At 62.5% G+C, this 19710-nt stretch carries 24 protein-coding genes; 18 read left to right on the top strand and 6 right to left on the bottom strand.

Annotation, left to right across the window (positions count from 1 at the left end; translation table 11 throughout):
* The first annotated feature begins 5 nt into the window (after window positions 1-5).
* From NKH97_RS11315 to recJ, 8 genes are all read left to right on the top strand, one after another.
* Window positions 6-398 (top strand): hypothetical protein, encoded by a 393-nt coding sequence (locus tag NKH97_RS11315; RefSeq protein ID WP_023810472.1) that lies wholly within the window; start codon window positions 6-8, stop codon window positions 396-398.
* A gap of 44 nt (window positions 399-442) precedes the next feature.
* Entirely contained in the window at window positions 443-1660 is a 1218-nt protein-coding gene (locus NKH97_RS11320) for an LL-diaminopimelate aminotransferase (RefSeq protein ID WP_023810473.1), read from the top strand.
* A gap of 47 nt (window positions 1661-1707) precedes the next feature.
* A complete protein-coding gene (locus tag NKH97_RS11325; RefSeq protein WP_023810474.1) occupies window positions 1708-3021 on the top strand; it encodes a homoserine dehydrogenase in 1314 nt (437 codons plus the stop codon).
* Window positions 3022-3155: 134 nt separating this feature from the next.
* On the top strand, window positions 3156-3512 hold the full coding sequence (locus NKH97_RS11330; protein ID WP_352796791.1) for a hypothetical protein: 357 nt from the start codon (window positions 3156-3158) through the stop codon (window positions 3510-3512).
* 71 nt (window positions 3513-3583) lie between these two features.
* Entirely contained in the window at window positions 3584-3751 is a 168-nt protein-coding gene (locus NKH97_RS11335; RefSeq protein WP_352796793.1) for a Thivi_2564 family membrane protein, read from the top strand.
* Window positions 3752-3948: 197 nt separating this feature from the next.
* The gene (gene glpX / locus NKH97_RS11340) at window positions 3949-4932 is read left to right on the top strand and encodes a class II fructose-bisphosphatase (protein ID WP_352440226.1); all 984 of its coding nucleotides are present in this window, start codon (window positions 3949-3951) and stop codon (window positions 4930-4932) included.
* Window positions 4933-5005: 73 nt separating this feature from the next.
* Entirely contained in the window at window positions 5006-5239 is a 234-nt protein-coding gene (locus tag NKH97_RS11345; RefSeq protein ID WP_023810478.1) for a DUF6434 domain-containing protein, read from the top strand.
* Window positions 5240-5419: 180 nt separating this feature from the next.
* Window positions 5420-7204, top strand: a complete 1785-nt coding sequence (gene recJ / locus NKH97_RS11350) for a single-stranded-DNA-specific exonuclease RecJ (RefSeq protein ID WP_352720258.1) — start codon at window positions 5420-5422, stop codon at window positions 7202-7204.
* Window positions 7205-7211: 7 nt separating this feature from the next.
* Here recJ and NKH97_RS11355 read toward each other — a convergent pair whose 3' ends face one another.
* From NKH97_RS11355 to folE, 3 genes are all read right to left on the bottom strand, one after another.
* Window positions 7212-8186: a patatin family protein gene (locus tag NKH97_RS11355; RefSeq protein ID WP_352440228.1), complete on the bottom strand. Its 975-nt coding sequence runs from the start codon at window positions 8184-8186 to the stop codon at window positions 7212-7214.
* Between the two features lie 81 nt (window positions 8187-8267).
* A complete protein-coding gene (hisI, locus tag NKH97_RS11360; protein ID WP_023810481.1) occupies window positions 8268-8729 on the bottom strand; it encodes a phosphoribosyl-AMP cyclohydrolase in 462 nt (153 codons plus the stop codon).
* Between the two features lie 35 nt (window positions 8730-8764).
* On the bottom strand, window positions 8765-9400 hold the full coding sequence (folE, locus tag NKH97_RS11365; RefSeq protein WP_023810482.1) for a GTP cyclohydrolase I FolE: 636 nt from the start codon (window positions 9398-9400) through the stop codon (window positions 8765-8767).
* A 239-nt stretch (window positions 9401-9639) separates the two neighbouring features.
* On the opposite strand from folE, the gene NKH97_RS11370 reads away from it, so the two are divergent.
* Window positions 9640-10077 carry an iron-sulfur cluster assembly scaffold protein gene (locus NKH97_RS11370; protein ID WP_352552879.1) on the top strand — a complete coding sequence of 146 codons (438 nt, stop codon included), beginning with the start codon at window positions 9640-9642 and terminating at the stop codon, window positions 10075-10077.
* Between the two features lie 18 nt (window positions 10078-10095).
* On the opposite strand, the gene NKH97_RS11375 is transcribed toward NKH97_RS11370, so the two are convergent.
* Window positions 10096-11001, bottom strand: coding sequence for a LysR substrate-binding domain-containing protein (locus NKH97_RS11375; RefSeq protein WP_352552880.1), 906 nt, complete (start codon window positions 10999-11001; stop codon window positions 10096-10098).
* Window positions 11002-11091: 90 nt separating this feature from the next.
* Here NKH97_RS11375 and NKH97_RS11380 point away from each other — a divergent pair, with 90 nt between their 5' ends.
* The 7 genes from NKH97_RS11380 (at window position 11092) to NKH97_RS11410 (ending at window position 16550) form a co-directional block, all read left to right on the top strand.
* Window positions 11092-11250, top strand: a complete 159-nt coding sequence (locus NKH97_RS11380) for a hypothetical protein (protein WP_081734812.1) — start codon at window positions 11092-11094, stop codon at window positions 11248-11250.
* Between the two features lie 85 nt (window positions 11251-11335).
* A complete protein-coding gene (yidD, locus tag NKH97_RS11385) occupies window positions 11336-11710 on the top strand; it encodes a membrane protein insertion efficiency factor YidD (protein ID WP_023810485.1) in 375 nt (124 codons plus the stop codon).
* Window positions 11711-11857: 147 nt separating this feature from the next.
* The gene (blaOXA, locus tag NKH97_RS11390; protein ID WP_352796801.1) at window positions 11858-12685 is read left to right on the top strand and encodes a class D beta-lactamase; all 828 of its coding nucleotides are present in this window, start codon (window positions 11858-11860) and stop codon (window positions 12683-12685) included.
* A gap of 175 nt (window positions 12686-12860) precedes the next feature.
* Window positions 12861-14837, top strand: coding sequence for a threonine--tRNA ligase (thrS, locus tag NKH97_RS11395; RefSeq protein WP_352673713.1), 1977 nt, complete (start codon window positions 12861-12863; stop codon window positions 14835-14837).
* Window positions 14838-14923: 86 nt separating this feature from the next.
* Window positions 14924-15862, top strand: a complete 939-nt coding sequence (locus NKH97_RS11400) for a lysophospholipid acyltransferase family protein (RefSeq protein WP_023810488.1) — start codon at window positions 14924-14926, stop codon at window positions 15860-15862.
* A 108-nt stretch (window positions 15863-15970) separates the two neighbouring features.
* Window positions 15971-16246: a type II toxin-antitoxin system ParD family antitoxin gene (locus NKH97_RS11405; RefSeq protein ID WP_023810489.1), complete on the top strand. Its 276-nt coding sequence runs from the start codon at window positions 15971-15973 to the stop codon at window positions 16244-16246.
* Window positions 16236-16550: a type II toxin-antitoxin system RelE/ParE family toxin gene (locus NKH97_RS11410; protein ID WP_352440234.1), complete on the top strand. Its 315-nt coding sequence runs from the start codon at window positions 16236-16238 to the stop codon at window positions 16548-16550. The genes NKH97_RS11405 and NKH97_RS11410 overlap by 11 nt, the downstream gene beginning before the upstream one ends.
* Window positions 16551-16584: 34 nt before the next feature.
* Here the strand turns inward: NKH97_RS11410 and NKH97_RS11415 are convergent, their stop codons facing one another.
* Window positions 16585-17547 carry an RgsD C-terminal domain-containing protein gene (locus NKH97_RS11415; RefSeq protein ID WP_027036844.1) on the bottom strand — a complete coding sequence of 321 codons (963 nt, stop codon included), beginning with the start codon at window positions 17545-17547 and terminating at the stop codon, window positions 16585-16587.
* A 158-nt stretch (window positions 17548-17705) separates the two neighbouring features.
* Here NKH97_RS11415 and NKH97_RS11420 point away from each other — a divergent pair, with 158 nt between their 5' ends.
* Both NKH97_RS11420 and NKH97_RS11425 read left to right on the top strand, forming a co-directional pair.
* Window positions 17706-18290, top strand: a complete 585-nt coding sequence (locus NKH97_RS11420) for a nitroreductase family protein (protein WP_352440235.1) — start codon at window positions 17706-17708, stop codon at window positions 18288-18290.
* Entirely contained in the window at window positions 18291-18899 is a 609-nt protein-coding gene (locus NKH97_RS11425) for a flavin reductase family protein (RefSeq protein ID WP_352796808.1), read from the top strand.
* Here the strand turns inward: NKH97_RS11425 and NKH97_RS11430 are convergent.
* Window positions 18896-19627 (bottom strand): TetR/AcrR family transcriptional regulator, encoded by a 732-nt coding sequence (locus tag NKH97_RS11430; RefSeq protein WP_352796810.1) that lies wholly within the window; start codon window positions 19625-19627, stop codon window positions 18896-18898. The two genes, NKH97_RS11425 and NKH97_RS11430, sit on opposite strands and share 4 nt — an antisense overlap.
* Window positions 19628-19710 lie beyond the last annotated feature (83 nt).

Raw genomic sequence — 19710 nt, forward strand, 5'->3', positions numbered from 1 at the left:
ACAATATGACGATTAATATTGGCGAGACTGTTTTTTTCGGTGCCGGACGTTTTTGCCGCATCGGCGTGGCGATCGTCCTCATCGGGATTGCCGGGTGCTCGAGCACCAACACGAATGGCCCGACGCCTGTCGCTGCGGGTGCGGGGCCGAAGGATACCGGCACCTTTCCGAACCTGAACATCAAGCCGCAAGTGGCGGCGTCGCAGTTCACCGAAGCCGAGAAGAACGCCAAGCTCGCGCAATTGAAGGCGGATGAGAATGCGCAGGCGGCAAAGGGCGGCGGCCCGAAGGTCGCCAACCAGGCGGCGCTGACGGATCTGGCCAAGAAGCATGGCGACGAAACGCTGAGGCAGATCGAAGCCAAATGCGACCCCACCCTCGACCCTACCTGCAAATAAGTATATAGCGCGCGCCCAACACCCCTTCGCTGTCTGGAACTGCCATGGAAGAATTTCACAAGGTTCGCCGGCTTCCGCCTTACGTGTTCGAGCAGGTCAACCGGCTGAAGGCCAGCGCCCGATCGCGTGGCGCCGACATCATCGACCTCGGCATGGGCAATCCGGACCTGCCGACGCCCAAGGCTATCGTCGACAAATTGTGCGAGGTCGTGCGCGACCCGCGCACGCATCGCTATTCCTCGTCGCGTGGCATTCCGGGCCTGCGTCGCGCCCAGGCCGCCTACTATGGCAGGCGCTTCGGCGTGAAGCTCAACCCCGACACGCAAGTGGTGGCCACGCTTGGCTCCAAGGAAGGCTTCGCCAACATGGCGCAGGCGATCACGGCGCCCGGCGACGTGATCCTGTGCCCGAACCCGACCTATCCGATCCATGCCTTCGGCTTCATCATGTCGGGTGGCGTCATCCGCTCGCTGCAGGTGGAGCCGGACGACGGCTTCATCCCGGCGCTCGAGCGCGGGGTCAAACATTCGATCCCGAAGCCGCTGGCGCTGATCCTCAACTATCCGTCGAACCCGACGGCGCTGGTCGCCTCGCTCGATTTCTACAAGGATGTGGTCGCCTTCGCCAAGAAGAACGACATCATCATCCTGTCCGACCTTGCCTATTCGGAGATCTATTTCGACGGCAATCCGCCGCCTTCGGTGCTGCAGGTGCCTGGCGCGATCGACGTTTGCGTCGAATTCACCTCCATGTCGAAGACCTTCTCCATGCCCGGTTGGCGGATGGGCTTTGCCGTCGGCAACGAGCGGCTGATCTCGGCGCTGACGCGGGTGAAATCCTACCTCGATTACGGCGCCTTCACGCCGATCCAGGTGGCGGCGGCACACGCGCTCAACGGCGACGGCGCCGACATCGCCGAGGTGCGCGATATCTATCACAAGCGCCGCGACGTGATGGTCGATGCCTTCGGCCGCGCTGGCTGGACCATTCCGGCACCGGCGGCATCGATGTTCGCCTGGGCGCCAATCCCGGAGCCGTTCCGACATCTCGGCTCGCTCGAATTCTCCAAGCTGCTCATCGAACATGCCGACGTGGCCGTGGCGCCGGGTGTTGGCTTCGGCGAGCATGGCGACGAATTCGTGCGCGTCGCTCTGGTCGAGAACGAGCACAGGATCCGGCAGGCGGCGCGCAACATCAAGCGCTTCTTGTCGACCAGCGCCAAGCAGCCCAACAATGTCGTGCCGCTCTCCGCTCATCGGTAAGCTTGCCGCAGACGATTTCGATCGAATTTTGAGGGACGTCGCCGGATATGGCTGAAGCATTGCGTGTTGGAATTGCCGGCCTCGGCACCGTTGGCGCGTCGGTGGCGCGCGTGCTGCGCGACAAGGCGGTGGAACTGACCCGCCAGTGCGGCCGCGACGTCATCGTCACCGCCATCTCGGCGCGTGACCCGAAGCGCGATCGCGGCGTCGATCTCAGCTCGGCAGAGTGGTTCGACGATCCGGTCAAGATGGCGCAGACCGCCGAAATCGACGTGTTCGTCGAACTGATCGGCGGCGACGAGGGTCCGTCGCGCTCATCGGTGAAAGCGGCACTCGAAGCCGGCCGTCATGTCGTCACTGCCAACAAGGCGCTGCTGGCCAAGCATGGCGTTGCGCTGGCCGAAATCGCCGAGAAGAAGGGCGTGCTGCTCAACTACGAGGCGGCAGTGGCGGGCGGCATTCCCGTCATCAAGACCATGCGCGAGGCGATGGCCGGCAATTCGGTCACCCGCGTGTTCGGCATCCTCAACGGCACCTGCAACTACATCCTGACGCGCATGGAGGCCGAGGGCATCTCGTTTGATGCTTGCCTGAAGGACGCGCAGCGGCTGGGCTATGCCGAAGCCGATCCGACCTTCGACATCGAGGGCCACGACACCGCGCACAAGCTGTCGATCCTGACCAGCCTTGCCTTTGGCACCAGGATCGCCGCCAATGACATCTACATGGAGGGCATCTCCAACATCACCCAGGCCGACATCCGCGCGGCCGCCGATCTTGGCTACCGGATCAAGTTGCTGGGTGTCGCCCAGCGCACCGAGAGCGGCATCGAGCAGCGCGTGCATCCGACGATGGTGCCGACCGCATCGGTCATCGCGCAGGTGCATGGCGTCACCAATGCGGTGGCGATCGAGACCGACATTCTGGGCGAACTGCTGCTATCAGGCCCCGGTGCCGGCGGCAACGCCACCGCCTCGGCCGTCATCGGCGACATCGCCGACATCGCCAAGAGCCGGCCAGGATTCCAGCATGGTCCGGTCTTCGGACGGCCGGCGAAGGAGCTGAAACCCTACAAGAAGGCGCAGATGCGCAGCCATGCCGGCGGCTACTTCATCCGGCTGACCGTGCATGACCGCATCGGTGTGTTCGCGGCAATAGCCAAGCGCATGGCCGACAGCGATATTTCGCTGGAATCGATCGTCCAGCACGCGGTCAACGGCGAAGCGGCGGCACAAAAAACGGTGATCCTCGTCACCCACGAGACGACCGAGGCCGCCGTGCGCAAGGCCGTCGATGGCATCACCAAGGATGGCCATCTGACCGACAAGCCGCAGGTCATCCGCATCGAGCGGGCAGGGTAGCTTTTGCCCGATAGGCCCCCTGCGGGACAGGGATCCCGCAGGCATTGAGGTCCGGTCTGGTGGGGACAGCCGCCACACGGGAACGAATTGGTGTCGTCGCCGTTCTCTTGGTCAGCAACCAGAGGAACCGCTTCATGGCCGATACCAACAAGCCCGACACCCCTAATATCGACGACATCCAGAAGACGCTGGAAAAGCAGATCGCCGATTTGCGCCGGGAGATCACCAAGATCAACAAGAGCATTTCGGCGCGGGGCGCGGAAATGCTCGATGACGCCAGCGAACAGGCGTCCGAGTTCTACGACACGGCGGCGAACCGCGCGTCGCGACCCGCACAGCAGTTGCGCAGCCAAGCTCAGTCCGTCTCGGAAGTAGCGCGCGAAAACCCCGGTACGACGACTGCCCTGGTCGGCGTGATCGGTTTGCTCGGCTTTATGGCCGGTTTTGCCATAGGTCAGTCGACGAACGATACGTCGCGCCGCTGGTATTGACCACGGCGCGATAGGGCCGGGTTTGCCGGCTCGTTTCCTTGTTTCAGCACATCATTTTTAAGGAGGGCACTGTGGCTTCATCCGCCTTGATCAGCATCCTGATCACATCCCTCGTCATCATCCTCGTTCTCTATCTTGTTCAGCGCCTGCCGCTCGACGGCCGGATGAGGCAGATCGTGCAGGTTATCGTCCTCATAATCGGCATCATTTCGCTGCTCAAATATCTTGCGGTTTTCTAGCGCCGAAGAGTCTAACTTTCGCCTTTCAAGGCCGGCCCGGTTCATTGCGGCTGGCCTTGTTTCAAAAATGCGTTTTAATCGATTGATATTGCTGACTATTCGATAAATCTTCCGCAGGTCTTGCCGTTGTCATGCTCGTTTGACAAAACAGGCCCGCCTCAGGCGGGGGGCCGCATTGGCAACGAGGAAATCACCAGATGAATGTGGCCCAGAACATCGTCGCCGGCCTTGACCGGATACTCACCATGGAACTGGTGCGCGTCACCGAACGAGCCGCCGTCGCGGCCGCCAGGCTGCGCGGGCGCGGCGACGAAAAGACGGCCGACCAGGTAGCCGTGGATGCCATGCGCCAGGAGCTCAACCGGCTTTCCATCAAGGGCACGGTGGTGATCGGCGAAGGCGAACGGGATGAGGCGCCGATGCTCTACATCGGCGAGGAAGTCGGCACTGGCAAAGGTCCGGCCGTCGATATCGCGCTCGATCCGCTCGAAGGCACGACGATTTGCGCCAAGAACCTGCCCAATGCACTCGCGGTCATCGCGATCGCCGAAAAGGGCAGCCTGCTGTTCGCGCCCGACGTCTACATGGACAAGATCGCCATCGGTCCGGGCTATGCGGACGGCGTCATCGACATCGATGCCTCGGCGGCTGAGAACATCGCCAGCCTCGCTCGGGCCAAGGGCGTCGCTGTATCGGAAATCACCACCTGCATTCTCGACCGGCCGCGCCATGCCAAGCTGATCGATGCCGTGCGCGCCACGGGGGCCGCGATCCGGCTGATCGGCGATGGCGATGTCGCCGGCGTCATCCACACCACGGACCCGGAAGAAACCGGCATCGATATTTATCTGGGCACTGGCGGAGCACCCGAGGGCGTGCTGGCCGCTGCCGCGCTGCGCTGCACCGGCGGCCAGATGCAGGGCAGACTGATCCTCGACACGGCGGAAAAGGTTGCTCGCGCGGCAAAGATGGGTATTTCCAATCCGAAACGGGTCTATCGGACGGAGGACATGGCGCGCGGCGATGTGTTGTTCGCGGCCACCGGTGTCACCGACGGCAACATGCTGGCTGGCGTCAAGTTCGGCCACAATTACATCACCACCCACACGATCGTGCTGCGCTCGTCGTCGCGGACGGTGCGCGAGATCAAGGCCCGCCATCAGGATCTGGATAAGTTCTGACGCTCGCTTGCGAAGCCGCCTTGCAATTGTTAGCCATTCGGGCGCATCCGATGATGGCTGCAGGGATTTGACGATGAAACCGTTCGACTGGCATGCGGATCCGATTTCGCGTGCCACCGCCATCACAAAGTCCTATCGCAACACCCAGAATGTGCGTCGCTTTCTCATCCGGGAATGCGGCAACGCATTCATGTTCGACCGGCCTTTCATGGCCTGGCTCAAGGACGGTGTGGAAAAGACGATGGGCGATGCGGCCGACGAATGGCTTAGGCGACAGGCTGAAAAGCGGAAAGCGCAGTTTTCTTGACCTATTCCGGGACGGCGCACACCCGTGAATCGCATGGCTTTGCCCGCCTTTGGCCTATAGAGCGTCGCGTGAACGTGACGCGCTTGAAATTGTTGCCAATGCAGGTCGTGGCCTCAAAACCGCTGCGCACTTATGGGCGGCATGCATTGTCGTGCGGCCAACGATGAGTTGGCAAAGCGTATGACCGGCGAAAAACGCCTCTTCCTCGATGTCAGGCAGTCGGTATCAGGGGTTTCCTGGGAACATCGGCTGACAGAACGCCAGGACATGATTGCGCTCGCCATCGCGCAAGGCCATGGCGTGCCCGACATCGTCGCGCGGGTGCTTGCCGGCCGTGGTGTCACCGCCGAACAGACCGAGCGGTTTCTCGACCCGACGATCCGCGATCTTCTGCCGGATCCGGCATCGCTGACCGACATGGACAGGGCGGCGGCCCGCATCGCCGCCGCAGTAATGGCCAGGGAAAAGGTGGCGATCTTCGGCGACTATGATGTCGACGGCGCCGCCTCGTCGGCCTTGCTGAAGCGGTTCCTCGCGCATTTCTCGGTGCCGTCGGAAATCTATATCCCGGATCGCATCTTCGAGGGCTATGGTCCCAATCCCGAGGCCATGCGCGAACTGGTTTCGCGCGGCGCGACACTGATCGTCACCGTCGATTGCGGCACCAACAGCGCCGTTTCAGTCGATGCCGCCAACGAGGCCGGGGCCGATGTCGTGGTGCTCGACCACCATCAGGTCGGCGGTGCCTTGCCGGCGGCAATTGCCGTGGTCAATCCCAATCGCGAGGACGACCTTTCCGGGCAAGGCCATCTCTGTGCCGCCGGTGTGGTCTTCCTCGCCCTAGTGCAGACGGCGAGAATCCTGCGCGGCCGCATGGCCGATGCCACACCGCCGGACCTGCTTTCGCTGCTTGATATCGTCGCCTTGGCCACAGTCTGTGACGTGGTGCCGCTGACCGGCGTCAACCGAGCCTTCGTGGTCAAAGGGCTGCAGATGGCGCGCCAGCAGAAGAACGAAGGGCTGGCGGCGCTGGCACGGGTGTCGCGCATCGGCGAGCCGATCAGCACTTTCCATCTGGCCTATCTGATCGGGCCGCGCATCAATGCCGGCGGACGCATCGGCGATGCCGCACTTGGCAGCCGGCTGCTTGCGACCGACGACCCGGTCGAGGCGCGCACCATTGCCGAGACGCTCGACCGGCTCAACCAGGAACGGCAGTTGATGGAGCAGGAGATGCTCGCGGCGGCGCGCGCCGAGGCCGATGCAGAGCTTGCCGGCGGCAATGGCCCGGCTATCGTCGTCACCGCCAACAACAGCTGGCATCCGGGTATTGTCGGCCTGCTCGCTTCGCGATTGAAGGACCACGCCCGCCGGCCGGCCTTCGCCATCGCCTTCAACACTGTGGGCATCGGCACCGGTTCGGGCCGCTCGGTCTCGGGTTTCGACCTCGGCCGGCTGGTGCGCGAGGCGGCCGTTGCGGGGCTGATCGTCAAGGGCGGTGGCCATGGCATGGCGGCGGGCATCACCGTGGAGCGGGCGAAGCTTGGTGAGCTCAGGGCGTTTTTCGAAGAGCGGGCGGCAGCCGACGTGTTCCGCCTGCAGGGCGAGGAAAGCCTGGCCATAGACGGTGCGCTTGCCGCTGAAGGCGCGACGCTCAGCCTGCTCGATGCGCTGGAGAAGGCCGGACCCTTCGGTGCCGGGCACGCTGCCCCCGTTTTCGCGCTGCCGCGCCACCGACTAGCCGATGCGCGGCCGGTCGGCACCAACCACATCCGCGTGGAGCTGCAATCGGAAAGCGGCGGCCGCATCCAGGCGATCGCCTTTCGCGCCGTCGATACCGCGCTTGGCGAATTTCTGTTCAAGAACCGGGGCAAGACGATCCACGTCGCCGGTTCGCTGTCGGGAAATTACTGGAACGGCAACCGCACCGTGCAGTTTCGCATCACCGATGCGGCGCGTGCGTAGGTTTTGATCAGGCGAGAACGGTCTGCAGCCGGGTCAACTCGCCGATCTGGGCCATCGTCGCCTGATAGCCGATGTTGATCGCCTCGTCGGCGCGGTGGAACTCGGTCAGGCCGATATGGCTGAGCTTCGGCTGCAGCGACATATCGGGCGGGTCGCCGGCAAGCCTGGCACGCGAAATGCGGTCCTGGATGATGTTGAAGGCCTCGACCATGACGCCGGTAATGCCGAGCCGCGTCTGATGCGACTGGTGCTCGGCGTCGACCTTGCCGGGCCTTGGTGCGTCCTTTTCGATGACCAGTTCGCCGGCGCTGTGTTTTATCACCGCGGCACGGCCGAACAGATCATAGTGAAGGTTGACCGCCACGACGAGCGGCTGCTCGTACGCGCGGCAGACCGAAACCGGTACGGGGTTGACCAGCGCGCCGTCGACCAGCACGCGGCCATTGCAATTCACCGGCTCGAACACGCCGGGAAGCGCATAGGAGGCGCGCATGGCGGTGATCAATGAGCCGCTCGACAGCCAGATTTCGTGGCCGGTGCGGATTTCGGAGGTGACCGCCACGAACGGCTTGGTCAGGTCCTCGAAACGAATGCCGGCCATGTGCTCGCGCAGCCTTGCATCGAGCTTCATGCCGCCGAACAGGCCGCTGCCGCGCAAATTGAGATCGAGCAGGCCGAAGATGCGGCGCTTGGTCAGGCTGCGGGCGAATTCTTCCAGTTCGTCCAGTTTACCGGCGAGATAGCAGCCGCCGACCAGCGCGCCGATCGAGGTGCCGGCGATCATCGATACTTCGATGCCGGCTTCGTCGAGCGCGCGCAGCACGCCTATATGCGCCCAGCCGCGGGCGCAACCGCCACCCAAGGCGAGCGAAATGCCTGTTTTCTTCTGGGAGTTCGTTTCGGACGCGCCGCCTGACGAGGACAGGCCGTTGGCCTCCCTGACATCTGGTCTGTTACGCAATGACGCCCACTCGAGCATCATGATCTCCCTTGTCCCACGGCTACTATACGAGCGGGCCGTATCGAAATGATGAATCTGTGTGGTCGGTGTCAGGCAGAAGGTTCAAGCTAGTGGTTTCCGATACGTTTTTTCCGCATCGAACAGCGGCTTGCTGCCGTCGTCGGCAAGCGTCCCCTTGCCATCGATCAGCCCCACCGTCCGATAAAAGCATGAACGCCGGCCAGTGTGACAGGTTGCGTCGTGGCCCAACACTTTGACGCGCAACCATATGGCATCCTGGTCACAATCCGTGAGCATCTCGACGACATGCTGAAAATTGCCTGATGTTTCGCCCTTTTTCCAAAGTTCGTCGCGCGAGCGCGACCAGTAGTGGGCTATGCCGGTCTCCAGTGTCAGTGCCAGTGCTTGCGCATTCATATGCGCAACCATCAACAGCATGCCGTCCGCGGCGTCTGTCACGATGACCGTGACCAGCCCGGCTGCATCGAAGCGCGGCGAAAACACCGCGCCTTCCTCAAGCGCTTTCTTGTCTGACGGAGCTTTTGGAAATTCCAGTGCCGACATCGCCGGTCCTTGTTTTGATGGCCGGCGAGGGCCGATCAGACCCCGCCGCCGCGCACCATGGTGACGAAACGGACCTGCTCTTCGGGCGTGTCCTTGAAAACGCCGGTGAAGGTCGAGGTCAGCGTGGTTGAACCCTGCTTGCGGATGCCGCGCATGGCCATGCACATGTGCTCGGCCTCGATCATGACGGCGACGCCGCGCGGATTGAGCACGTCCTGGATGACGCCGGCGATCTGCGCCGTCAGCGCCTCCTGGGTCTGCAGGCGGTGGGCGAAGATATCGACGACGCGGGCGATCTTGGACAGGCCGACGACCTTGCCGTCCGGAAGATAGCCGACATGCGCCTTGCCGATGATCGGCACCATATGGTGCTCGCAATGTGAATGGAATGTTATGTCCTTGACGATGACCAGATCATCGTAGCCGGCGACCTCCTCGAAGGTGCGGCCGAGCTCGTCGGCCGGGCACATGTCATAGCCGCCGAACATTTCGCGGTAGGCCTTTGCCACCCGCTTCGGAGTGTCGACCAGCCCTTCGCGGTCCGGATTGTCGCCGGTCCAGCGCAAAAGCGTGCGCACGGCGGCTTCGACTTCGGCTTCGCTCGGCCGGTCGGTGACCGGCTTTTCCATATAGGCTGACTGTGGCATGAGCTTCTTGATGACGGCATCCATAAAGGCGTCTCCCGTAGTCCCTCTCGGCGGAGGAACGAGTTGAACGGACCACGACCTTTCGGTGTCGGAAACTCGCCCCGTTTCCAGCCCCGTAAGCGGCGTGAACTTCCCGGCAAGGACATTGGCTTTCGTCTTCTTGTCGATACCGGACTGCCACCATTATATAAGGTCATAGCGAGCGAAAGGAAGACACGACAGCGGCAATCGCTGTTCGCTTGGCGGCGACGGATTGGAAAATAATGATAAACGAGGTCTACAACGCGAAAATTCTCGGTTTTGCCGGGAACATTGGCCGCATCGGCCGGCTCGATCATCCTGACGCAACCGCCAAGGCGCACTCCAAGCTATGCGGTTCCACGGTCACCGTCGACCTCAAGATGCAGGACGGCGTGGTCACGGACTTTGCCCATGATGTGAAGGCCTGCGCGCTCGGCCAGGCGTCGTCATCGATCATGGCGCAACATGTCGTCGGCGCGAGCGCCGAGGAATTGCGCGCGGTGCGCGACACCATGCTGAAGATGCTCAAGGAAAATGGCGCCCCGCCGGACGGTCGCTTCGCGGACCTCAAATATCTGGAGCCGGTGCGCGATTACAAGGCCCGTCATGCCTCGACCATGCTGACTTTCGACGCCGTGGTCGACGCCATCGGCCAGATCGAGAAGCGCGCCGAAGCCTGAGGGCCGGCAACCGACCGTTTACAATGCACGTCTGCTTTCGGCAAATTCGCCGCGTACCCAGTCCGCGAACGCGGCGGCCGGCTCCGACAGATCGCGCAAGCTTCTGGCCACCAGCCAATAGGCGCCGGATGCGACGTCGATGTCGAACGGCTTGACCAGCGCGCCGGACGCGATTTCTCCGCCGATCTGCAAGAGATCGCCCAGTGCAACGCCATGTCCGAGCAAGGCGGCCTGCTTTGAAAGCGACGCATCCGCCAGCATCGGCCCGCGCGCCGGCACGGCGTCGGCGGGCACGCCGGCCGCTTCGAACCAGCGCGCCCAGCCCTGGCGGTTCTCCTCGTGCAAAAGCGTGTAGCGACCAAGATCGATCGGCTTCTCGAGGGCGGGGCCCGAGGCAAGCAGCGCCGGCGATAGAACAGGTGAGTCGACTATCGAAGCAAGTTGCTCGGCTTCGCTGCGCGGCCACGCGGTGGCATGTGCGCTGAAGCGCAAGGCAAGCTCCGGCTGATCGCTGCGGAACTCGATCAGCCTTGGGTCGACCTCGAGCGAGATGTCGATGTCAGGCCGCAATTGGCGAAACCGGTTGAGCCGTGGCACCAGCCACACGGATGCAAGCGATGGCTCGACGCTGACACGGACCACGGACTGCGCCGGTGTCGCCACCAGTTCTCCAAGCAAGGTATCGATGGCGTCGAAACTTCTGACGAGCTGATCCAGCAGACGCCGGCCGGTGTCGGTCAGTTCGACGCGACGATGGTGACGTTCGAACAAGGGCTGGCGCAGGAATATCTCGAGCTCGCGGATCTGCCGGCTGATCGCTGCCTGCGAGACGAAAAGCTCCTCGGCGGCCCGGCTGAAGCTCAGATGCCGGCCCGCCGCCTCGAAGCTCCTCAATGCCGTCAGCGGCAGGCGCCCGCGCTTCATTCGCATAACCCAGGATTATCCGAAGTGGAAATTATACTCGTTTGAAGGCGAAGGCCAGCGGCCGTCTAATCGCATCAAAGGAGACCGACCATGATCCAGTTGCTGAGCATCTTTGGCGATGTCATGCGGATCGCAACGTTTCAATGGCGTGACAGAAGACAGCATGAAAAGCGTTACGAAGAGCCGACCAGTCGTGGCCGGTGGGTGGCTTCGGCTGACTGGCAGCCGTTTCGTCGTTTCCGTCCGTGACGGTGGGGCCATGCAGGGCGCGGGGATTGCGTTCTCCAGTAGAAGTCCACATCTATCGCGTGGGAAACGCGAAACGGAGACTGTGGTGCGCGACCAGCATGGGCATGCGCATATCGCCCGGCCGCCGAAACGCGGCCGTAACTGGCCCGGTCCATGGCGCAAGACGCCGGGCCGTCTCCTCGGCACGTCGCTCGTGCGCCTCTACCAGCTGACATTGTCGGGCTTTGTCGGCAATTCCTGCCGGCATCTGCCGACCTGTTCGGAATATGCCCATGAGGCGATCGCCCGCCATGGCCTGTGGGCGGGCGGTTGGATGGGATTTTTCCGAATGCTGCGCTGCGGGCCATTCGGCACGCATGGCATAGACCTCGTGCCGGAGGTGCTGGAGGATCGTTATGTCTGGTTCACGCCATGGCGGTACTGGCGGATCGGCAGCAAGCGCGGCGAAGCGCAGGGGTGATCGCGTCAGTCAGGTCCCGCCGGCTCTGCCCGTTTACGATCCGGTAGGGTTAACAACAGCCTGCACAAAGACTGCGCATTTGAGACAAAATCGAGACAAGAGACCTCGCTAAGCCGCTCCCGAACCCCCTTCTGGAGCGAGCAGAAAATGCGCAATTTCGACCGTCTTCCCTTCATCTTTGCCGGGATACTGTTCCTGCTCGCCTGGCTGCTGGGATTTCCGCTGCGCGCGCAATCGGCGCCGCTGGGGGATGTGCAGTGCACGGTGATCGCCGATGCGGCGAGCGGCAAGGCGCTCTATCAGGACGGGGTGTGCGACGAGCGGTTCAGCCCGGCTTCGACGTTCAAGGTGCCGTTGTCGCTGATCGGCTATGACAGCGGGATCCTGAGCGACGAGCACACGCCGAGCTGGGATTACAAGCCTGAATTCAACGCGGTGAAGCGGGATCAGAAGACCGTCGATCCGGTGGTCTGGGAGCGGGATTCGATCCTGTGGTTTTCCCGGGAAATCACCCGCCGGCTTGGGTCTGAGAGTTTTGCCGGTTATGTCTCGAAATTCGACTACGGCAACGCCGATGTTTCCGGCAATCCCGGCAAGAATGATGGTTTGACCAAGTCCTGGGTGAATTCCTCGCTCAAGATCACGCCGGTCGAGCAGGTCGAATTCCTGCGCAAGCTGCTGGCCCGCAAGCTGCCTGTCTCGGCCAGGGCTTACGACATGACATCAGCCATCATCCCGACCTTCCAGGCCGGAGGCTGGACGGTGCAAGGCAAGACCGGAAGCACCAGGCTGCGCAACGACGTCGACAAGGTTCAGGACAAGCGTTCGCTCGGCTGGTTCGTCGGCTGGGCGCAAAAGGATGGCCGCCAGATCGTCTTTGCGCGGCTTGTCGCCGACACCAACCGCACCGACATGCCCAAGGGCCTCAAGACCCGCGCCGCGTTCCTGAAGGACCTGCCGCTCCTCATCAAATGAACGCTGACATTTGAGCCGGGCTTTACGGAGGCGGAATCTGTCCATAAAAGACAGCCGCTGCCGGACGCATCCGGCTTTTCCCTATGCATATCGTAACCCAAAACCGCCATACACTTTTGGGCGACATGCATTTCAACCACCCGCGCTCGTTTGCGGGACTGGATAGGAGATATATATGCTGAATTCCGTTTCCCTGACATTTCCCGATGGCTCCGTCCGCGAATACGACGCGGCGATGACCGGTGCCGGCCTCGCCGAATCGATCTCGAAATCGCTGGCCAAGAAGGCGGTCGCCTATGCGATCGACGGCACGGTTCGCGATCTCAGCGATCCGCTCGGCAAGTCCGGCAAGGTCGAGATCGTCACCCGCGACGACCCGCGCGCGCTGGAGCTGATCCGCCATGACGCGGCCCATGTGCTGGCGGAAGCCGTGCAGGAATTGTGGCCGGGAACGCAGGTGACCATCGGGCCGGTGATCGAGAACGGGTTCTACTACGACTTCGCCCGTAACGAGCCGTTCACGCCTGACGATTTTCCGGTGATTGAGAAGAAGATGCGCGAGATCATCGCGCGCAACAAGCCGTTCACCAGGGAAGTCTGGTCGCGCGACAGGGCGAAAAAAGTCTTTGCCGACAAGGGCGAGCGCTACAAGCTGGAGCTGATCGACGCCATTCCTGAGGATCAGGATCTCAAGATCTATGCGCAGGGCGACTGGTTCGACCTCTGCCGTGGCCCGCACATGGCCTCGACCGGGCAGATCGGCAATGCCTTCAAACTCATGAAGGTGGCCGGCGCCTATTGGCGCGGGGATTCGAACAACCCGATGCTGACCCGCATCTACGGCACGGCCTGGGCCGACCAGGCGCAGCTCGAAGCCTACCAGATGATGCTTGAGGAGGCCGAGAAGCGCGACCACAGGAAGATCGGCCGTGAGATGGACCTGTTCCATTTCCAGGAAGAGGGACCGGGCGTCGTCTTCTGGCATGCCAAGGGCTGGAAGATGTTCCAGAACCTGGTCAACTACATGCGCCGCCGCCTCGACGAGCAGGGCTATCAGGAGGTCAACGCGCCGCAGGTGCTCGATAAGAGCCTGTGGGAGACGTCAGGCCATTGGGGCTGGTATCGCGACGCCATGTTCAAGGTGACGGTCGCCGGCGACGACACCGATGACGACCGGGTCTTCGCGTTGAAGCCGATGAACTGTCCGGGCCATGTGCAGATTTTCAAGCATGGGTTGAAGTCCTATCGCGATCTACCCGTAAAACTTGCGGAATTCGGCAATGTGCATCGCTACGAGCCGTCGGGCGCGCTGCACGGGCTGATGCGTGTGCGCGGCTTCACGCAGGACGATGCGCACATCTTCTGCACCGAGGAGCAGCTGGCCGCGGAGTGCCTGCGCATCAACGACCTGATCCTGTCGACCTATGCTGATTTCGGTTTTGACGAAATCAGCGTCAAGCTTTCGACGCGGCCCGACAAACGCGTCGGCACCGACGAAGCCTGGGATCACGCCGAAGCAATCATGGGCAGCGTGCTGGAGACGATCAGGACACGATCCGGCAATCGCATCAAAACCTCGATCAATCCGGGCGAAGGCGCCTTCTACGGACCGAAATTCGAATATGTGCTCAAGGATGCTATCGGCCGCGAATGGCAGTGCGGCACGACGCAGGTCGACTTCAACCTGCCGGAACGGTTCGGCGCCTTCTATATCGGCTCCGATTCCGAGAAGAAGCAGCCTGTGATGGTGCACCGCGCCATCTGCGGTTCGATGGAGCGCTTCCTCGGCATCCTGATCGAGAACTATTCCGGCCATTTCCCGCTGTGGTTCGCGCCGCTGCAGGTGGTGGTGGCGACGATCACCTCGGATGCCGACGGCTATGCGACCGAAGTGGTGGCAAAGCTGAAGGCCGCCGGGCTGTTGGCGGAAGCGGATTTGCGCAACGAGAAGATCAACTACAAGGTCCGCGAACACTCGCTGGCCAAGGTTCCGGTCATCCTCGTCTGCGGCAAGCGCGAGGCGGAAGAGCAGACGGTCAACATGCGCCGGCTGGGCTCACGCGACCAGGAATCGCTTGGCCTTGACCAGGCGATCGCGCAATTGACCGAAGAAGCCGTCACGCCCGACCGCAGGCGCAAACGCGCTGCCTGATCGGCATAGTTTTTCGGCCAAATGGCGGTGGAGCGATCCACCGCCATTTTCATATCCTTGTCACGCCGACCTTGTAACGAACCCCTATGCTCAAGCTGAAATCGCGCGAACGACCCTTTCCCGAGCTTTCCTATGCCAATCCGCGCCAGCCGGCGCTGACGCGCTGGTTCATCCATTCGATCGAAGGCCTGTCGGGCCGCGACCGCTACACCGCGCTTTACGATTTTTGGCGCCGCCAGGTCGTGCCGACCGGCGAGCGTGTGTTCAGCCGCATGCTCGACCTGATCGACGTCCGCGTGCGGACGGCAGATCAGTGGCCGCCAGCGCAATTGCCTGATACGCCGCTGGTGATCGTCGCCAATCATCCGTTCGGCATCGGTGACGGCATTGCCGTGCTGTCGCTGGCCGAGCAGCTCGGACGGCCGTTCCGGGTGATGATCCACAAGGACCTGCTCAAGATCCGCGAGATGGAGCCCTACTCGCTGCCGATCGACTTTTCCGAGACCAAGGACGCGCTGAAGAACAACATGGCCGTGCGCCATGAAGCGGTGCGGCTGCTGAAGGAGGGCGTCACCATCGTGGTGTTTCCGGCCGGCGGTGTCGCCACCGCGCCAAAAGGTTTTGGCCGGGCGCGCGACCTGCCGTGGAAGATGTTTCCGGCCCGTCTCGTCCAGGAGGCCAAAGCGTCGGTCATCCCGATGCATTTTTCCGGGCAGAACGGCAGGCTGTTCCATCTGGTCAGCGGCCCGATGAACATGGCTGAGAGCGACGGCCGGGTGGCGAAATTCATCGGCAAGGCCTCGGTGACATTGCGCACGTCGCTGCTCATCCACGAATTCGCGCGGTTGTCCGGCAAGGCGATCGACGTGCGTGTCGGCAAGATGCTGAGCTGGAGCGAACTGGAGCCATTGCGCGACCGCAAGGCGTTGCTCGACCGCCTTTATCGCGGCGTGTTCGACCTTGCGCCAGTCGTGAGGCGCCGCCGGATTCCGTTCCTGCCGGCGCGGACCAAGCTGGCTGCTTGAGGCAACAAACGTCCGGCTCACGAGGGGCCGAGACTCGACCGTCCGTTCAGAAAATAGTATGACACTGTAACGTTGCGGTGCTATAAGGAGGCAAGAAACGAACTTGCCATGAGAACCAGCAAACCAATCACCGTGACCCTCGGCCGCCAGCAGAGCAGCGTCGACGCACGTCTGGCCTCGGGCGCCTACGATTCCGCCAGCGAAGTCATGCGCGCGGCGCTACGCGCCCTCGATCGCGAGGAGCAGATCATCACCGCTGTTATGCACGCCAAGGTCCAGGAAGCCCTTGACGACCCGCGTCCGGACATCCCGGCAGAAGACGTCTTCAAAGCGTTGCGCGCCCATCATGCGGACCGCATGAAGGCCTCTAAGCGTGACGCATAAGGTCGTCTTCAGGCCAGCGGCTCAAGCCGACCTCTTCGCCATCTACAATTACATCGAAAACGACAGCGGGAATCGGCGTGCCGGCGACTATGTCAACCGCATAGAGGCCGCGTGTATGGCGCTGTCCACCTTCCCGGAGCGCGGGACCGTGCGCGACGCTGTTGGCCCCGGCGTCCGCATCGTCGGTTTTGAACGCCGCGTATTTATCGTTTTCCGGGTCAACGGTGACACCGTGGTCATCCTGCGTGTGCTCTACGGCGGACAGGATTATCCGGCCAGTTCAGAGGATGAAGCAGACACCTGATTCCTCTGGTAGGGATTGCGAACTGCAGTCTGGTCTAATCAGCACCTTCTTCGGGATCCATCGCCGCGGCCTCGGTGGCCAGAACCTCGATTTCCTGGTTCTGCCCGGCCACGACCGTGAAATCCTTCTGGTAGATGCGGTCGCGGTTCTTGGCGATGATGGTGTAGTCGCCCTCGGCCAGCACCATAGAGGCGAAGGCGCCGACAGTTTCCTTGATCGGATCGCCGGACTCATTGAGCAGCGACCAGGAGGTATCGGCGATCGCCTCGCCGCCGGTTTCGCGCACCAGCTTCATCGTGATCTCGGCGGCGTGGTGCTCGACGGTCGCTTCGGTCAGCTTGCCGGCCTCGACACGGATGTCGGAGCGGATGACCGCGTTGACCGCGCCATAGGTCGAGACGACATGGTAGATGCCGGCGTTGAGCCGCACGACGCTGTTAGGCTCGACATCGGGAATGATCAGCGCGCGGTCGCCATTGGCCTCGGCGGTGCCCTCGTAAATCGAAAAGCGCAGCTTCTTCGGTGGAATGCGCACGCCGCCGGACAGCACGGCGTCGAGCTTGAGGCCACCGGCGTCGAGCACGAGGCTTTCGCGCTTGGCGTCCTTGCCGACAGTGATGCGCTTGGTGGCGCCGGCCCGGCCGTAGGAGGCGTGAACCAGATAGCTGCCAGGCTCGAGCTGGAAGACGGCGGTGCCGCCATGGGAGGAGGCGACCATCGGCAATTTGCCGTTGACGGCTTCGGGCTTGAAGACCCGCCAGACGATGCCGCGCGTGATGTCGGAACCCTTGTCGGTCAACTGGGCGGACAGCGTGATGGCGCCGCCGCCGCTTAGTGCCAGTGACGTCTCGCCTTTCGGCGTCGCGTAGCTCGAAATTCCCGGAAGCTTCAGGTCGCTGACACCGTCGACGTTCTGCGCCATGGCGAACGAAACCGGCGCCATCAACAGCAGGGCACCGAGCCAGATCAGGAAAAGACGGACAGTCCCCTCAAACATGCCTTGCGTTGAAGCCCATGGCGGTGGCAATTTCAAGGCTTAAGAGTCCGATCGATACGACTCTCTTCCGTCCGGCGTATCCCGCGCCAATGCCCGAGCCGCCGAATTCCCGATGGTGCGCTTCAGCTCAAAACAGAATGTTCAGGAGACTTGCGCCCATGGCGTCGCCGATCATCGATTTCCTGCTGACCCGAAACTCCGCTCCGATCCCCGATCTGAAGCAGCCGGCGCCGAGCGATGCGGAGATCGCGACGATGATCACTGCTGCCTCGCGGGTGCCCGACCATGGCCGATTGGAGCCCTGGCGCTTCATCGTCTACCGTGGCGACGCCCGCGTCGAGATCGGCAGGCAACTGGCAGCGCTTGCAGAGCAGCGGGAGGGCCCATTGCCGGAAGGCCGCCGCAATCAGGAACTGGCGCGGTTCTCACGCGCGCCGCTGGTGATCGGCGTCGTATCTGTCCCCCGGGAGAATCCAAAAATCCCGCAATGGGAAATGTTCCTGTCGGGCGGCATGGCGGCGATGAACCTGATGATAGCAGCGAATGCGCTGGGCTATGGCACCAACATGATCAGCAACTGGTATTCGGATGTACCGGAGGGCAGGGCGCTGCTGGGGCTGGCGCCGCAGGAGCGCGTCGTCGGCTTCATCCATATCGGCTCCTATGCCGGCCCGGCGCCGGAGCGGCCGCGGCCCGATCCGGCAAAGCTTTACGGCGACTATTCGGGGCGGTGGGCGGGCTGAATGTTCTACGAACCCTCAAAGGGCCACGGCCTGCCGCACGATCCATCGAAGGCGATCGTGGCGCCGCGTCCGATCGGCTGGATTTCGACGCTGAACGGAGCCGGTGAGATCAACCTTGCTCCATACTCCTTCTTCAATGCCGTTTCGACACGGCCGTTCATTGTCTGGTTCTCCTCCGAGGGCGAGAAGGACAGCGCCTCTTTCGCGCAGGAGACCGGTGAGTTCGTCGCCAATCTGGTCAGCCGCGATCTTGCCGACAAGATGAACCGCACATCGGTCAACGCACCGCGCGGCGTCAATGAGTTCGCCTATGCCGATCTCGCCATGGCGCCGTCGCGCCTCGTCGCGCCGCCGCGCGTGGCGGCAGCGCCGGCTGCGCTCGAATGCCGGGTGACGGAAGTTTTTCGGCCAAAGGCGCTGGACGGATCGCCGACAAGCGCTGTGATTGTTGCCGGTGAGGGGGTCGGCGTGCACATCGACGACGCCTTCCTGACAGACGGCCTGTTCGACATCACCAAGGCCGGCAATGTCGCTCGTCTCGGCTATATGGACTATGCCAGCGTCGACCAGGTGTTTTCGATGCGCCGGCCGCGCTGGGACAAGGACTAGATATCAGGCTTGGCCAGCGCCTTGCCGGCACTCTTTCGCCGCCTGGCCGTCATGACGGTGCGCACATAGCCGGGCTCGCCGATCCGGATGCTTCCATCGGGCAGGCCCAGTATGCGGTCGAGAGCGATCTCGTAGAGCCTGACGCGTTTCTCCAGGGCCTCGATCGCGATCTCCATGTCGGCGTCGCTGCCGCCGGCAATTGCCTTGGCAACGACGTCATGCGTGGCCATGCCGAACTGCATGACGATGTCGGCAACACCTTCCGGATCGAAGGTCCTGAAAGTGCCGTCTTCGATCCCTTGCCTGATGATCTTGACCAGCAGAGGTGAAAACGACGCGCTGGCGGCCAGATTGATACGGTGGAAAAGCACCAGATTCTCAGGCCGAAACATCGTCTCGAAAAGAGTCCAAGCTTCCGGCGCGGTCTCGATCTTGGCCCGCCGCGACTGGCTGAGCAGACCATTCAGGCGGCCAAGCGGGTCTAGGCCCGGATCGTCGATTATGTCTTGCACGCCAGCCAGTGCCTGTCTTGCAAAGCGATCGGCCAAGGCTTCCAGAAGAGCCTCCTTGGAGGGGAAGTAGTGATAGAAGGCGCCCTTGGAGACGCCGGCGGACGCAATCACGTCGTTGAGGCTCGCTTTGTCATAGCCCTGCGTCAGAAAAAGCGTCTGGGCATGGTCCAGAAGTTCTTCTCGCCTGAACTCTGGATGCTTGATGACACGGGGCATGATGAACCTTCTGCACAGCTCGCTTGAATTACAGACCGTCGGTCGGTATGGTAGACCGATGGTCTAAAATTGCCAGCGCAAGT

Origin of the sequence: Mesorhizobium sp. M0870, assembly GCF_040319775.1 — a bacterium.
In the GTDB taxonomy this organism is placed as follows: domain Bacteria; phylum Pseudomonadota; class Alphaproteobacteria; order Rhizobiales; family Rhizobiaceae; genus Mesorhizobium.